At 70.8% G+C, this 14,082-nt stretch carries 13 protein-coding genes; 10 read left to right on the forward strand and 3 right to left on the reverse strand.

All coding sequences use genetic code 11. The annotated features are described in order from the left end of the window. Nucleotides 1-3 precede the first annotated feature (3 nt). From ACFC1J_RS07740 to ACFC1J_RS07775, 8 genes are all read left to right on the forward strand, one after another. Nucleotides 4-903 (forward strand): F0F1 ATP synthase subunit gamma, encoded by a 900-nt coding sequence (locus ACFC1J_RS07740; protein WP_375904048.1) that lies wholly within the window; start codon nt 4-6, stop codon nt 901-903. A gap of 23 nt (nt 904-926) precedes the next feature. Further along, nucleotides 927-2,363: a F0F1 ATP synthase subunit beta gene (gene atpD, locus ACFC1J_RS07745; RefSeq protein ID WP_292716625.1), complete on the forward strand. Its 1,437-nt coding sequence runs from the start codon at nt 927-929 to the stop codon at nt 2,361-2,363. A 2-nt stretch (nt 2,364-2,365) separates the two neighbouring features. Next, nucleotides 2,366-2,626 carry a F0F1 ATP synthase subunit epsilon gene (locus tag ACFC1J_RS07750; RefSeq protein WP_159576379.1) on the forward strand — a complete coding sequence of 87 codons (261 nt, stop codon included), beginning with the start codon at nt 2,366-2,368 and terminating at the stop codon, nt 2,624-2,626. Nucleotides 2,627-2,708: 82 nt separating this feature from the next. Continuing rightward, complete coding sequence (locus ACFC1J_RS07755; RefSeq protein ID WP_375904051.1) at nt 2,709-3,473, forward strand: YaaA family protein; 765 nt, start codon at nt 2,709-2,711, stop codon at nt 3,471-3,473. Nucleotides 3,474-3,587: 114 nt separating this feature from the next. Then, a complete protein-coding gene (locus tag ACFC1J_RS07760) occupies nt 3,588-4,394 on the forward strand; it encodes a large exoprotein (RefSeq protein WP_375904053.1) in 807 nt (268 codons plus the stop codon). Nucleotides 4,395-4,517: 123 nt separating this feature from the next. Beyond that, nucleotides 4,518-5,489 carry an aldo/keto reductase gene (locus tag ACFC1J_RS07765; RefSeq protein ID WP_375904055.1) on the forward strand — a complete coding sequence of 324 codons (972 nt, stop codon included), beginning with the start codon at nt 4,518-4,520 and terminating at the stop codon, nt 5,487-5,489. A gap of 82 nt (nt 5,490-5,571) precedes the next feature. Further along, a complete protein-coding gene (locus ACFC1J_RS07770) occupies nt 5,572-6,390 on the forward strand; it encodes a PP2C family protein-serine/threonine phosphatase (protein WP_375904057.1) in 819 nt (272 codons plus the stop codon). 57 nt (nt 6,391-6,447) lie between these two features. Beyond that, nucleotides 6,448-9,432 carry an FtsK/SpoIIIE domain-containing protein gene (locus ACFC1J_RS07775; protein WP_375904059.1) on the forward strand — a complete coding sequence of 995 codons (2,985 nt, stop codon included), beginning with the start codon at nt 6,448-6,450 and terminating at the stop codon, nt 9,430-9,432. Here the strand turns inward: ACFC1J_RS07775 and ald are convergent. Further along, the gene (ald, locus tag ACFC1J_RS07780) at nt 9,404-10,519 is read right to left on the reverse strand and encodes an alanine dehydrogenase (protein ID WP_375904061.1); all 1,116 of its coding nucleotides are present in this window, start codon (nt 10,517-10,519) and stop codon (nt 9,404-9,406) included. The genes ACFC1J_RS07775 and ald overlap by 29 nt on opposite strands. Before the next feature lie 49 nt (nt 10,520-10,568). Continuing rightward, nucleotides 10,569-11,564, reverse strand: coding sequence for an asparaginase (locus tag ACFC1J_RS07785; protein ID WP_375904063.1), 996 nt, complete (start codon nt 11,562-11,564; stop codon nt 10,569-10,571). Nucleotides 11,565-11,644: 80 nt separating this feature from the next. Here ACFC1J_RS07785 and ACFC1J_RS07790 point away from each other — a divergent pair, with 80 nt between their 5' ends. Beyond that, nucleotides 11,645-12,139 carry an OsmC family protein gene (locus tag ACFC1J_RS07790; RefSeq protein WP_375904065.1) on the forward strand — a complete coding sequence of 165 codons (495 nt, stop codon included), beginning with the start codon at nt 11,645-11,647 and terminating at the stop codon, nt 12,137-12,139. Between the two features lie 9 nt (nt 12,140-12,148). On the opposite strand, the gene ACFC1J_RS07795 is transcribed toward ACFC1J_RS07790, so the two are convergent. After that, a complete protein-coding gene (locus ACFC1J_RS07795) occupies nt 12,149-12,838 on the reverse strand; it encodes a lysophospholipid acyltransferase family protein (RefSeq protein WP_375904493.1) in 690 nt (229 codons plus the stop codon). A 263-nt stretch (nt 12,839-13,101) separates the two neighbouring features. Here ACFC1J_RS07795 and ACFC1J_RS07800 point away from each other — a divergent pair, with 263 nt between their 5' ends. After that, nucleotides 13,102-14,070: an FKBP-type peptidyl-prolyl cis-trans isomerase gene (locus ACFC1J_RS07800; RefSeq protein ID WP_375904067.1), complete on the forward strand. Its 969-nt coding sequence runs from the start codon at nt 13,102-13,104 to the stop codon at nt 14,068-14,070. The last annotated feature ends 12 nt before the right edge of the window (nt 14,071-14,082 follow it).

Below are 14,082 nucleotides of genomic sequence, written 5' to 3' on the forward strand. Positions count from 1 at the left end.
GCTATGGGCGCACAACTCAGGGTCTACAAGCAGAAGATCTCTTCTGCTCAGACGACCAAGAAGATCACGAAGGCGATGGAACTCATCGCGGCTTCGCGCATCCAGAAGGCGATGGCGCGCGTCAACGCGTCCTCGCCCTTTGCGCGAGCCGTGACGAGGGCCGTGTCCGCCGTCGCGACGCACTCCAACGTCGACCACCCGCTCACCCGCGAGCCCGAGACGATCCGCCGCTCCGCCGTCGTGATCTTCTCGAGCGACCGGGGTCTGGCCGGCGCGTTCAACTCGCAGATCCTGCGCGAGGGCATGGAGCTCGCAGAGCTCCTGCGCTCGGAGGGGCGCGAGCCGGTGTTCTACCTCGTCGGCCGCAAGGCCGTCGGTTACTTCCAGTTCCGGCGCCTCGAGGCTGCCGCGGAGTGGACCGGTGACACCGACACACCGTCCTTCCACACGGCGGAGGCCATCTCCGCCGCGCTGCTGGAGGCATTCGAGCGCGGTGGCGAGCAGGGCGGCGTCGACGAGATCCACCTCGTGTACAACCGCTTCGTCAGCATGATGACGCAGTCGCCCGAGACGGTGCGCCTGCTTCCGCTGGAGATCGCGGAGGCGGACGAGACCGACACCTCGAGCGCCGTCTACCCGCTGTACGAGTTCGAGCCGGATGCGGCGACGGTGCTCGACGCGATCCTGCCGGTGTACATCCAGAGCCGCGTCTTCAACGCCCTCCTGCAGTCGTCCGCCGCCAAGCAGGCCGCGACGCAGAAGGCGATGAAGTCGGCCAGCGACAACGCCGACAAGCTCATCACCGACTACACCCGCCTGCGCAACAACGCGCGCCAGGCGGAGATCACGCAGCAGATCGCCGAGATCGTCGGCGGCGCCGACGCGCTGGCGTCGAGCAAGTAAGACCCTCAGGAGAGAGACGAAATATGACTGCCACCGCTACGACGGTCGTCGGCCGCGTTGCTCGCGTCACCGGCCCGGTCGTCGACATCGAGTTCCCGCACGACTCGATCCCCGACATCTACAACGCACTCAAGACGACGATCACCATCGGCGAGGAGTCGACGGAGATCACGCTCGAGGTCGCGCAGCACCTCGGCGACGACCTCGTCCGCGCCATCTCGCTCAAGCCCACCGACGGCATGGTCCGCGGCCAGGAGGTGCGCGACACCGGCGAGGCCATCTCGGTCCCCGTCGGCGACGTCACCAAGGGCAAGGTCTTCAACGTGATCGGCGAGGTCCTGAACGCCGAGCCCGGCGAGCAGATCGAGATCACCGAGCGCTGGCCGATCCACCGCAAGGCTCCGAACTTCGACCAGCTCGAGTCGAAGACCACGATGTTCGAGACCGGCATCAAGTCGATCGACCTCCTCACGCCGTATGTGCAGGGTGGAAAGATCGGCCTGTTCGGCGGCGCGGGCGTCGGCAAGACGGTCCTCATCCAGGAGATGATCCAGCGCGTCGCGCAGGACCACGGTGGTGTGTCGGTGTTCGCCGGTGTCGGCGAGCGCACCCGTGAGGGCAACGACCTCATCGCCGAGATGGAGGAGGCGGGGGTCTTCGACAAGACCGCCCTCGTCTTCGGCCAGATGGACGAGCCGCCGGGGACGCGTCTGCGCGTCGCCCTGTCGGCCCTGACCATGGCGGAGTACTTCCGCGATGTGCAGAAGCAGGACGTGCTGCTCTTCATCGACAACATCTTCCGCTTCACGCAGGCCGGTTCCGAGGTCTCCACGCTGCTCGGCCGCATGCCGTCCGCCGTGGGTTACCAGCCGAACCTCGCGGACGAGATGGGTGTGCTCCAGGAGCGCATCACGTCGACCCGCGGTCACTCGATCACTTCGCTGCAGGCGATCTACGTGCCGGCCGACGACTACACCGACCCGGCCCCGGCCACCACGTTCGCGCACCTCGACGCGACCACCGAGCTCTCGCGCGAGATCGCATCGAAGGGTCTGTACCCGGCGATCGACCCGCTGACCTCGACCTCGCGGATCATGGACCCCCGCTACCTGGGCGAGGACCACTACCGCGTGGCCACCACGGTCAAGCAGATCCTCCAGAAGAACAAGGAACTGCAGGAGATCATTGCGATCCTCGGTGTCGACGAGCTGTCCGAGGAGGACAAGATCGTCGTCGCCCGTGCGCGCCGCATCCAGCAGTTCCTGTCCCAGAACACCTACATGGCGAAGAAGTTCACCGGTGTCGAGGGCTCGACGGTTCCGCTCAAGGACACGATCGAGTCGTTCGACGCGATCTGCCGCGGTGACTTCGACCACGTCGCCGAGCAGGCCTTCTTCAACGTCGGCGGGATCTCGGACGTCGAGGAGAACTGGGCGCGCATCCAGAAGGAGAACGCCTGATCATGGCACTGCACGTCAGCCTCGTCTCCGCCGACGCGGAGGTCTGGACCGGTGAGGCCAGCCTCGTCGTCGCGAAGACCGTCGAGGGCGAGCTGGGCTTCATGGCGGGGCACGAGCCCGTGCTCGCGATCCTCGCCGAGGGGCAGGTCCGCATCACTCAGCTGGACGGCACCAAGGTGCTCGCCAGCGCTCGGGACGGCTTCGTCTCGATGGAGGGCGACTCCCTGACGATCGTCGCGGGCAACGCGGCGCTCGTCGCCTGATCGAACCGCTCACGCCAGCGCCGGATCCCCCTCGGGGGGTCCGGCGCTGGCGTGTCTCCATCCCGCCTGAGGAGTCCTGCGCATGATGATCCTGCTGCCGCCGAGCGAGACCAAGCGTCCCGGAGGTAAGAGCGCACCGGTGGATCCTGCCGGATGGGCGCTTCCGGCCCTGGCACCGGAGCGCGAGCAGGTGATCGACGCGCTCGTTGCGCTGGCCTCGGACGCGGAAGCGACACGCCGGGTGCTCAAGCTCAGCGACAAGCAGCTCGCGGAGGCTCTGCACGACAACGCCGGGCTGCGGTCCGCCACGGTCATGCCGGCCGTGGACCGCTACACGGGCGTGCTCTACGACGCGCTGGACGCGTCGACGCTCGACGGCTACGCGCGGCGCTGGCTGGGGGCGCATGTGCTCGTGCACAGCGCACCCTACGGGCCGGTCGGCGCGCTGGATCCGATCCCGTCGTACCGGCTCGGCGCCGGCGCGTCGGTGCCGGGGCTGCCCGCCCTCAGGCGGTTGTGGGCCGATGCCGTGTCCGCCGCGTTCTCGGCGGCCGCGCCGGACTTCGTGCTGGATCTGCGCTCCGAGGCCTATGCAGATCTCGGGCCCGTCCCGGCGGATCTGCCCTCGGCGTACGTGCGCGTGGTGACGGCGCAGGGCAAGGCGCTCAACCACTTCAACAAGCACGCCAAGGGGGAGCTCGTGCGGCGCCTCGCGACCGAGCGGCCGAAAGTCGGGTCCCGCCGCACGCTGCTGAGCTGGGCGGCCAGATCCGGCATCGGCCTCCGCACCACCGAGGATGCCGGGATACTGGAACTCGTCACCGATCAGCCGACTGCCCGCAAATAGTTCGTGAGTGCGATGCTCGGACGCGATAGGGTGTTTCGCGTCGAAGCACTCAGCCTTTTCTCAGCTGGTGCTCCTCGATGCGATTGCATCACAAACCGATCCCCGGAGGGAAAAATGGACTCTTACGGAGACAGCACCGCACTCGCGGCTGCTTATCTGATCGCCGCGATGACGTGGTTGATCTTCGCCGTCGTCTTCTACGTGCTCGGCTCGCTCTTCCTCATGAAGATCTTCGAGAAGGCGGGCGTCGAGGGCAAGTGGCGGGCGTGGGTGCCCTTCTACAACGTGATGATCTTCCTGAAGCTCGGCGACCTGAGCCCCTGGCTCGCCTTCGGCTTCGTGCTGACATGGGTGCCGTTCCTCGGTTGGCTCGTGGGCATCGCCATGGCGGTCCTCATGGTTCTCGCCGCCTGGCGCGTGGGCCTCAAGCTGCAGAAGAGCGGTGCCTGGGTGGTGCTCTACATCTTCCTGAGCATCGTGTGGCTCGGCATCAACGCCTTCGACAAGTCGCGCTGGAACCCGAACATCGTCCCCGCCTCGTGGGCGTCGAACGGCTTCCTGGGTGACCGCACGGTGTGGCAGGGCATCCCGGTGCAGCCGTCCGCCGCTGCTCCGGCTGCGGGCTACGGCGCCCCGCAGGGCTACCAGCCGCCCACCGCTCAGGGTTACGCCCCGCCGGCCGCGCCGCAACAGCCCGGCTACGGCCAGCCATCCGCGCCCCAGGCTCCGCAGTTCGGCCAGCCCGGCCAGCCGTCGCAGGGCTTCCCGCCCGCAGCCCCGCAGGCTCCGCAGCCGACGTTCCAGCCGCCGGCAGCAGCTCCCGAGGCGCCGGTTACTCCGCCGGCTCCGCCCGCGCCGCCGGCTCCGCCGGCCGCTGCGCCGGACGCCGCTCCGGACAACGGCGAGCAGCCCCCGGCCTGACGAATCATCACGTGACGTCCCGGTCCTCGGACCGGGACGTCACCTTGGGAGGCCCCGGTCTTTCGACCGGGGCTTCCTGCATGCCCGGCGTCCGCATCCCGGGTCGGCCTGTAGTTTGGAGGTATGAGCGCTGAACGTCGTGTCGGATCGTCCGGGCTCCTGGTCTCCGCGGTGGGACTCGGATGCAACAACTTCGGACGCGCGGGGACGGCGACCGAGACGCTGCAGGGCACCGTCCAGGTTCTGGACGCGGCGATCGATCACGGCGTGACCTTCCTCGACACCGCGGACATGTACGGCAAGGATCCCGGCCTCAGCGAGACCCTGATGGGGGAAGCCCTCGACGGCCGGCGGGACCGCGTGGTGCTGGCGACGAAGTTCGGCCACCCCTCCGCGGACATGGGCTACGACTTCCCGGGCGGGTTCGGCTCGCGCCGTTACATCCGCAAGGCCGTCGAGGAGTCGCTGCGCCGCCTCCGCACGGACTGGATCGATCTCTATCAGCTGCACTGGCCGGATCCGCTCACGCCGATCGAGGAGACGCTCGATGCCCTGGACGAGCTCGTCCGCGAGGGCAGGATCCGCTACTTCGGCCACTCCAACTTCAGCGGCTGGCAGATCGCCGAGGCGGAGCTGCGTGCGGAGCGCAGCGCGCGCTTCATCTCCTCGCAGAACCAGTACTCGCTGCTGTCCCGCGCGGCGGAGCGCGAGGTGCTGCCGGCCGTCAACCGATTCGGACTCGGGTTCTTCCCGTTCTTCCCGCTGCACAACGGCCTGCTCACGGGCAAGTTCACGCGGGACGGTGGACCGGCGCAGAGCCGCATCATGCGCACCAGGGCGCACCTCTGGGAGGACGCCCCCTGGGATGCGCTGGACGCGTATCGCGGGTTCTGCGACGAGCGCGGCATCAGCATGCTCGAGGCGACGTTCGGCTGGCTGCTCGCGCAGCCCGGTGTGGCCTCGGTGATCGCCGGGGCGACCTCCGCGGAGCAGATCGAGGCGAACGCACGCGCCGGCGCCGCATGGACGCCGACGGCGGAAGACGTCGCCGCGATCGACGCGCTGTTCCCGCTCCCGGCGGATCCGGCGGTCTGAGGCGCGTGTCGACGCAGGAATCCAATACGATGTGTGAGATTTCAGCGGTCATTCCGATCGCCCGAGGATGGGGAGAACCGCGATGAGCCAGGGTTCCACGGCGCACGCGCGCGAGGTCGCGCTGGCGTCCGGCGACACGGTCGTCCTGTCCTGGGCGGGCGCGACCGACACCGGCCGGCGCAGGGAGAACAATCAGGACTCCCTTCTCGCCGAGTTCCCGCTGTTCGTCGTCGCGGACGGCATGGGCGGCCATGCGGGCGGCGAGATCGCGAGCCAGCGCACGATCGCCCGCCTCGAGGAGGCCGTGGCCGCAGGCGAGATCACGACGCAGACGATCGAGACGGCCCTGGTCGCCGCGGTGCAGGACATCACCGCGCACCCGGACACCACGGACGAGGGCACCGGGACGACACTGACCGGCGTGTTCTTCACGCTCGTCGACGACGACGCGCGCTGGGTGTCGCTCAACATCGGCGACTCCCGGGTGTACCTGCTCCGCGACGGCGTGCTCAACCAGGTCACGACGGACCATTCGGTCGTCCAGGAGCTGATCACCGCCGGCCGGCTCAGCCCTGAGGAGGCCGAAGGGCATCCGTACAGCAACGTGATCACCCGTGCCGTGGGTGTCAGCGAGGCGCTGCCGCCCGACTATCGGGAGTTCAGCGTGCAGGACGGCGACCGGTTCGTGATCTGCTCCGACGGGCTCACCAAGGAGCTCACCGACTACGGGATCCAGCACTTCCTCGGGCTCAACCCGACGGCGGACGGCGCCGTCGACGCGATGCTCTCCGCGGCGCTGGAGAACGGCGGGCGCGACAATGTCACGATCATCGTGGTGGACGTGCGCCGCAGCTCGAGCGACGACGGATCCTCCTCCACCGCTCCGATCCCCGTCCCGTAGTGCACCGGTTGCGCTGAACCGGTCCCACGACGGGACGGCTCGCGGTGGGATGGCGGGATGGATCCCGTCGAGACGATCGCCCTCCCCGCCGCCGCGGCGGCCCCGCAGCGCGGCTCTCTCCCTCTGCTCGCGGCGATCGTGCCGGTGGTCTCGGGCGTCGTCCTGTTCGCCGTCACGGGTTCACCGCTGTCTCTGTGCTTCGCGGCGCTCGGACCGGTCATGATCCTCGGCTCGTTCCTGGACGGCGTGCGCCAGCGCCGCCGCGCCGCCCGCGCCGCCCGGGCCGAGGAGGCGAGGGCGTGGGCACAGGTCGAACGGATCGTGGCCGAACACGAGGCGGCCGAGCGCGAGCGTCGGCTGCGGGCCGTGCCGGATGTCGCCGCGTGCCTGGCGGATCCGCCGACGCGTCCGGTCGTCCTCGCCTCGACCGTCGAGATCGCCACGGGCCGCGGGGACGGAATCTCGTCGCTGCGATTCACCGGCGGGGGAGAACGGGTGGACGCCTTCCGCGCCCGGCATCGGCATCTGCCGGGAGTGCCCGTGACGGTGCCTCTCTCCGACGGTCTGTGCGTGCGAGGGCCTGCGCCGATCGCGGTGGCAGTGGCGAGAGCACTGGTGCTGCAGCTGTGCCTTCGGCATGCGAGCAGCGCGATCCGCCTCGAAGGCGACGGCGTCGCCGCGCTCGGGCTGGGCGGACTGCCGCAGGCCTGTCGGGCCCCGCACGACGCGGGCAGGGTGCACCTCGGCGCGGAGCGGACCGCGTCGTCCGGGCCACGGCTCTTCCTGCTCGCTCCGGAGGCGCCGCCGCCCGGGGGCTACCACGCGGTGCTCGACGTGGCGGAGCCGGGATCCGCCGTGCTGATCACCGCGGAGGGGACTCGCGGCTGCCGCGCGGAGGGCGTTTCGCGAGAACAGGCGGAGGCGATCGTGCGGCACCTGGAGCGGGGGCAGGGTGAGGAGGAGGGGATCCCCGCGGCGGTGACGCTGAGCGACGTGGTTCCGCTCACATCGGGTGAGGACGCGGACCGCGCCGCAGGACCGCTTCCCGGGAGGCAGGAGGGCTTGTGGGCAGCGGTCGGACGGGACACCGCCGGGCCTGTCGCGCTCGATCTGGTCGGCGACGGGCCGCATGCGCTCGTGATCGGCGTCACCGGAGCGGGCAAGAGCGAGCTCCTGGTGAGCTGGGTCGCCGCGCTCGCCGCCGCGCACTCCCCGGAGCAGGTGGGGTTCGTGCTGGCCGATTTCAAGGGCGGCACGGCTTTCGAGCGGCTGCGTGTGCTGCCGCACGTGGCCGCGGTGATCACCGACCTCGACGCCGCGGGAGCCGAGCGCGGCGTGCGGAGTCTGCGCGCCGAGCTGCGGCGCAGGGAGGGCGTCCTCGCGGAGGCGGGCGCCCGCGGCGTCGCCGAGACCGGGGGAGCGCTGGGACGGCTGGTGATCGTCGTCGACGAGTTCGCGGCACTGCTGCAGGAGCATCCGGATCTGGCGGCGGTGTTCACCGACATCGCCGCCCGCGGGCGTGCACTCGGTGTGCACCTGATCCTCGGCACGCAGCGCGCGACCGGGGTGGTCCGCGACGCGCTGGCGGCGAACTGCCCGCTGCGGATCGCCTTGCGCGTCACGGATCCGGCGGACAGCAGGGCGATGATCGGCACCGATGCTGCGGCCCGGCTGCCGGGCGACGCCGGCGGTCGCGGACTCGCGCACCTCCGGCGTCCTCGGGACCCGGCGCCCGCGGTGTTCCGCGTCGCGCGTACCGGCGCGGAGGAGCTCGCGACGCTCGCGAGCCGCTGGCGTGGCGCGTCGCGAGTGCCGAGCCCCTGGCAGCCGGCCCTGCCACGGCGGCTCGGCAGGGACGCCCTTCCCGTCGCGCGGCGGGGGGAGATCGTGCTCGGGCTCGCGGACGAGCCGGAGCGGCAGCGGCAGACGCCGCGCACGCTCCGCCTCGGCGAGGACCGAGGGCTGACGGTGTTCGGCGGGCCGGGGAGCGGGAAGAGCAGCATCCTGCACGCGGCCGTGGCGCAGGCGCCGGAGGGGGTCCTGCTGTCCTCGGACCCCGAGCAGGCGTGGTCGGTGATCGACGAGATCGCGGAAGGCCGCCGCCGCGTGCCGCCGCTGCTGGCGGTGGACGATGTGGACCGGCATCTCGCGGGGTTCCCGCTCGAGTACGCCTCGGCCTGGGCGGAGCGCCTGCAGCGCGTCATCCGCCTCGCTGCGGAGCGCGGCGGCATGGTGCTCCTCAGCGCCTCACGGTGCACAGGGCAGGCCTCGGTTCTTGCGGATCTGCTGCCGGAGCGCGCCCTGCTGCGCGCCCCGAGCCGCACGGAGCATCTCGCCGCCGGGGGAGAGCCCGGCTCCTACGATCCGGACCGTCCGCCGGGGCGGGCGCGGCTGGGCGGCGCAGAGGTGCAGTTCGCGCTGCCGGGAGCAGCGGAGGACGCGGCTCCTGCGCTGCGACGCAGAGACGCAGGCGTGCGCTCGAACACCCCGCGGTGGGAGCCGAGGGCATCGCTCGTCGGCGTGGTGAGCACGGCGCCGGCGCGGACGGCGGCGATGCTCGCCGAGCACTTCGGACGCGCCGCGGTGCAGATGCTCGGAGAGGGGGTCGCGGCGATGCTGCCGGATGGGGCGGGGCCGCCGGATGCGATGGCGGAGGGCGAGCGGATCCGAGTGGGTAGCGGCGCAGACGACGGGACGCGCGGTGGCACGGGCCACGGGGCGCGCGATGACAAGGACGAAGGGCGGGAGCGCTCCGTGCCGCGGGAACGGGAGCCGGGGGGCCTGCTCGTGCTGGTCGGTGATGCCGAGGCCTGGCAGCGGCAGTACGCGCTCTGGCAGCGGGTCAGCCGGACCGGCGAGGTCGTGGTGCTCGCCGAAGCCGTGCGGGACCTGCGCATGCTGGCCGGGGTGCGCGAACTGCCGCCGTATGCGGCCCCGCATGCAGGGCGGGCGTGGACCATCGATCAGGACGGTCGACCGTCCAGGGTGATCCTGCCCGCCCCGCAGGGCGACTTCAGCCCAGCAGCTCGTCCAACGGCGTGAGGGGCAGCTCGTGCGCGGTGGCCACGCCGGGGTTGGCGATCTTGCCGCCGGTCACGTTGAGACCGCCGGCCAGAGCGGCATCCGCCCGCAGCGCCGCCTGCCAGCCGCGCCCCGCGATCTGCCGCACGTACGGCAGCGTTGCGTTGGTGAGCGCGGAGGTGGACGTGTTCGGCACGGCGCCCGGCATGTTCGCCACGCAGTAGAACACGGTGTCGTGCACGCGGAACGTGGGGTCGTCGTGCGTGGTCGGGTGCGTGTCCTCGAAGCAGCCGCCCTGGTCCACCGCGATGTCCACGAGCACGCTGCCCGGGCGCATCTCGGCGACCATGTCGTTCGTGACCAGCTTCGGCGCCTTGGCACCCGGGATCAGCACCGATCCGATGACGAGGTCCGAGTTCACGACCGCACGGCGCAGATCGAGCGGGTTCGACGCCGCCGTCTTCACCCGGCCGCCGAAGAAGTCGTCGAGGTACCGCAGCCGGGCGATGTTGGTGTCGAAGATGGTCACATCCGCGCCCATGCCCGCCGCGATCACGGCCGCGTTCGCGCCCGCGACGCCGCCGCCGATCACCGTCACGGTGGCGGGACGGGTGCCGGGGACGCCCGACATCAGCAGACCGAGGCCGCCGTGCGAGCGCATCAGGGTGTTCGCGCCGACCAGCGGCGCGAGGCGGCCTGCGACCTCGCTCATGGGGGCGAGGAGCGGCAGTGCGCCGGAGGCCAGCTGCACGGTCTCGTAGGCGATCGCGGTCATGCCCGACTCGGCGAGCCGGTCCGTGAGCGCGCGGTCGGCGGCGAGATGCAGATACGTGAACAGCACCAGGTCGCTGCGGAAGCGGTGGTACTCGCTGGCGATCGGCTCCTTCACCTTCAGCACCAGCTCGGCCCGGGCCCAGATCTCATCGGCGTCATCGAGCAGCGTCGCTCCCGCCTCCACATAGTCGGCATCCGACATCGAGGAGCCGGCACCGGCGCCGGACTGCACGAAGACCTCATGACCGGCCTGGACGAGATCGTGCACACCGGCGGGCGTGAGGGCGACGCGGAACTCGTTGTTCTTCACCTCGCTGGGGACAGAGATCCTCATCGTGGCTCCTTTCCTTCCCTGTGACGGGTACGGCCCTTTCTGGGGGCGCTCAGATTCCGGCGCCGGGGCGGATGGCCCCCACGCCGCTGCCGCCTCCGAGGACGGCAAGTGGAAGGGCCGAGGCGAGGCTGTCCACCTGCGCGTCGGTCAGCGCGCCCGCACGGGCGAGCAGGGTGGCGGCGACGATCGTCGCCGCGCGGCCGGAGCCGTCGAGCATCTTCAGGGCGACCGTGGTGCCGTTCGGGGCCACCATCACCATCACGCCCTCCGCGCCGTGCTTCGCGAACACGCCGAGCTTCTCGATCGCGATCGTGTCGGGGCGGCCAGGACCCTCGATCGTCCACGGGTTCTCCCGCACCGTGCGCACCAGCGCGCCGGCGACCCGGTGCAGCGCGAACGGCGAACGCTCCGAGGCGGTGCCGATGCGATGCGCGGCCCTGGCGAGCCCGGTGAGCGTGATGGCGTGGACGGGGGCGCCGCAGCCGTCGATGGCCGTGGCCGCGATGCGCTCGCCGCTGAGCCGCTCGACGACGTCCTTGATGTGCACCTGCAGGGGGTGATCCAGGTCGAGGTAGCCGGCGGTCGGCCAGCCGTTCGCGACGCAGGCGCGCAGCATCGTGGCGTGCTTGCCCGAGCAGTTCATCCGGATGCGCGCCTTGCCGGCGTGATCGCGCACGAGCTCGTCCCTCGTGGCCGAATCGCCGGGCCAGTCCGCGGGGCAGCCGAGGTCGTCCTCGGTGAGGCCGCCCGCCTGGAGCATCTCGCGCACCACGGCGACGTGCCGGTCGGTGCCGATGTGGCTCGCCGTGGCGAGGCCCAGCTGCTCGCCCTCGAGCGGGGCGCCGGCGGTCAGGCAGGCGATCGCCTGCAGCGGCTTGAGACTGGAGCGGGGCAGCACCAGCGCATCGGAGTTGCCGTGGCGGACCACGACCTCGCCGTCAGGGGAGAGCACGACGGCTGCTCCGATGTGGCGGGATTCGATGAATCCGTTCCGTTCGACGACGGCGAGTTCCACGGCATCCTGGACGGTCAGAGTCTGCACCACGAGTGCCAGCCTAGTGGGCGCGCACACTGCCGACGGGCGCATTTCGGCCCGGGCGGCCGGGATCCTGGCACGATGGATCCATGACCCTCGGCACGCATCGCTACGCCCTCCGCACGACCTGGACGGGGAACAGGGGCACCGGCACCTCGGGCTATCGCGACTACGACCGCGCGAGCACGGTGAGCGTCGAGGCCAAGCCCGATCTGCTGGCCTCCTCCGACAAGCCGTTCCGCGGGGATCCCACCCGCTGGAACCCCGAGGACATGCTGCTCGCGGCGCTCAGCGAGTGCCATCTGCTGAGCTACCTGCACGCCTGTGTGACGGCGGGCGTCGTGGTCGTCGACTACCGGGACGAGGCCACCGGCACGATGCAGGAGGACGGGCGCGGCGGCGGCGCGTTCACCGAGGTGACGCTGCACCCTGTCGTGACGATCGCCGACGAGTCCATGCGCGCGGCGGCCGAGGCGGCGCATGCGCAGGCCAATGCGTGGTGCTTCATCGCGAACTCGGTGTCGTTCCCGGTGCACCACCAGGCGACGATCCTGGTCGCGGACCCGGTCGCGGACCGGGCGTGATCCGCGCGGTCAGCGCCGCTCGTGGGGCAGGGCCTGCTTGATCTTCTCGATCGCGCCCTGCGCGGGCACCTCGTTGTAGACGCCGGCGAGCTCCTGCTCGCTCAGCGCGTGGATCGCCGTCATGATCTCGTCGGTCGCGCCGCGGCGGGCGCGGCCGGAGTTCGCGGCGCCGTGGTGCGACAGGTCCAGAGGCTCGCCGAAGCGGATCGTGACCTTCGAGCCGATCTTGGGCATGCTCGCGCCGACGGGCATCGCCTTGTCCGTGCCGATCACGCCGACCGGCACGACCTTCGCGCCCGTCTGCAGCGCGAGGAAGGCGACGCCGGTGCGTCCCTTGTAGAGCCGGCCGTCGGTCGAGCGCGTGCCCTCGGGGTAGAGGGCGACCGCGAGTCCCTGATCCAGCAGCTTCCGCTGCGCGTCCAGCGCGTCCAGCGCCGCCTGTCCCGCGCCCCGGCGCACCGGGATCGCGCCGACCGCGCGCATGAAGTTCGCCACGAAGCGGCCCTTGAGGCTCGTGCCCTCGAAATAGCTCGACTTCGCGAGGAAGTGCACGCGGCGGGGAGCTGCGACGGGGATCGCGATCGAGTCGATGAAGGAGAGATGGTTCGACGCGAAGATGATCGGGCCGTCCATCGGCACATTCGCGCGGCCCTCGATACGAGGACGGTAGATGAGCCGCGTGAGCGGGATCAGGACCATCCGGCCGAGCAGGTAGGTCGCACCGGCCCGATGCACCTCTTCGTCTTCGGTCTGGTGCTGATCCGCGACGGCATCGTCGCGAGCCGCAGACGCTGCGGGTTCGGGTTCCGGGGTCACCAGACAAGGCTAGATCAGGATCCATTCCACGATCGGAATGCGCTCGCGCGGCGGAGCGTCGGGGGAGGATCGCCGTCGTCTCCCAGCGGCGGCAAAGCCCGATAGGGCAGGATGGGCGGGTTCGTCTCTACGTCTCGAGGTCCTCCGTGCGCATCCGTCTTGCCGCTGCTCTCTCCGCCGTCGCAGCGACGGCCCTCCTGCTCTCCGGCTGCGCCGGCGCCGGGAACCCCTCCGCTTCGCCGTCCCCCTCCGCGTCGTCGGCGTGCCTGCTCGACGCCAAGCCGGGCAAGACCTCCGACGCGGTCAAGGTCGAGGGCGAGGGCAAGGACCTGAAGGTCACGGTGCCGTCCAGCGCCGACATCGACGCCGCGACCTCCGTCGAGCGTACGATCGTGAAGAAGGGCGAGGGCAAGAACGTCGTCGCCGGCGATCTGGTCTCGGTGCAGTACCGCATCGTCAGCGCCGCCGACGGCACCGGCCTGGATTCGAGCGCGAGGGGCGCGGACGATCAGCTCCCGATCCTGCTCGACCCGAAGCAGCAGTCGCTCTTCGTCGCGGCGCTGGAGTGCCAGCCGATCGGATCCTCCGTCGTGCTCGCCGTACCGGGCAAGCTCCTCGGCCAGGGGCAGCCGTCCGTCGTCGTCTACGCGCAGTCGACGAAGAAGCTCCCGACCGTCGCCGACGGCAAGGAGGTCGCCCCCGTCGAGGGGATGCCGACGGTGAAGCTCGCCAAGGACGGCGCGCCCGACATCACCATCCCCAAGTCCGATCCGCCCACGGAGACGAAGATCACCGAGCTGAAGCAGGGCGATGGACCCACCGTGGGCAGCGGCGACTTCGTGATCGTGCAGTACCGCGGCGTGACCTGGGCCGACGGCAAGGAGTTCGACTCCAGCTGGAAGCGCGGCGCCCCGGCGCAGTTCCAGACCACCGGCGTGGTGACCGGCTTCAAGAAGGCGCTCGAGGGCCAGAAGGTGGGCTCGCAGGTGCTGGTCGTGATCCCGCCGGCCGACGGCTACGGCGCCCAGGCCTCCGGATCCATCCCCGCCAACTCGACGCTCGTGTTCGTGATCGACATCCTCGGCACGCTGCCGTCGGCGGCGCCCGCGCAGTGACCGCTTCCTGAC

This window comes from Microbacterium sp. NPDC056052 (genome assembly GCF_042266785.1).
Classification (GTDB): Bacteria; Actinomycetota; Actinomycetes; order Actinomycetales; family Microbacteriaceae; genus Microbacterium.

Coding starts and splice junctions, on each gene's coding strand:
- ACFC1J_RS07740 (WP_375904048.1), top strand. CDS start 4: ATGGGCGCACAACTCAGGGTCTACAAGCAGAAGATCTCTTCTGCTCAG.
- atpD (WP_292716625.1), top strand. CDS start 927: ATGACTGCCACCGCTACGACGGTCGTCGGCCGCGTTGCTCGCGTCACC.
- ACFC1J_RS07750 (WP_159576379.1), top strand. CDS start 2,366: ATGGCACTGCACGTCAGCCTCGTCTCCGCCGACGCGGAGGTCTGGACC.
- ACFC1J_RS07755 (WP_375904051.1), top strand. CDS start 2,709: ATGATGATCCTGCTGCCGCCGAGCGAGACCAAGCGTCCCGGAGGTAAG.
- ACFC1J_RS07760 (WP_375904053.1), top strand. CDS start 3,588: ATGGACTCTTACGGAGACAGCACCGCACTCGCGGCTGCTTATCTGATC.
- ACFC1J_RS07765 (WP_375904055.1), top strand. CDS start 4,518: ATGAGCGCTGAACGTCGTGTCGGATCGTCCGGGCTCCTGGTCTCCGCG.
- ACFC1J_RS07770 (WP_375904057.1), top strand. CDS start 5,572: ATGAGCCAGGGTTCCACGGCGCACGCGCGCGAGGTCGCGCTGGCGTCC.
- ACFC1J_RS07775 (WP_375904059.1), top strand. CDS start 6,448: ATGGATCCCGTCGAGACGATCGCCCTCCCCGCCGCCGCGGCGGCCCCG.
- ald (WP_375904061.1), bottom strand. CDS start 10,519: ATGAGGATCTCTGTCCCCAGCGAGGTGAAGAACAACGAGTTCCGCGTC.
- ACFC1J_RS07790 (WP_375904065.1), top strand. CDS start 11,645: ATGACCCTCGGCACGCATCGCTACGCCCTCCGCACGACCTGGACGGGG.
- ACFC1J_RS07795 (WP_375904493.1), bottom strand. CDS start 12,838: ATGGTCCTGATCCCGCTCACGCGGCTCATCTACCGTCCTCGTATCGAG.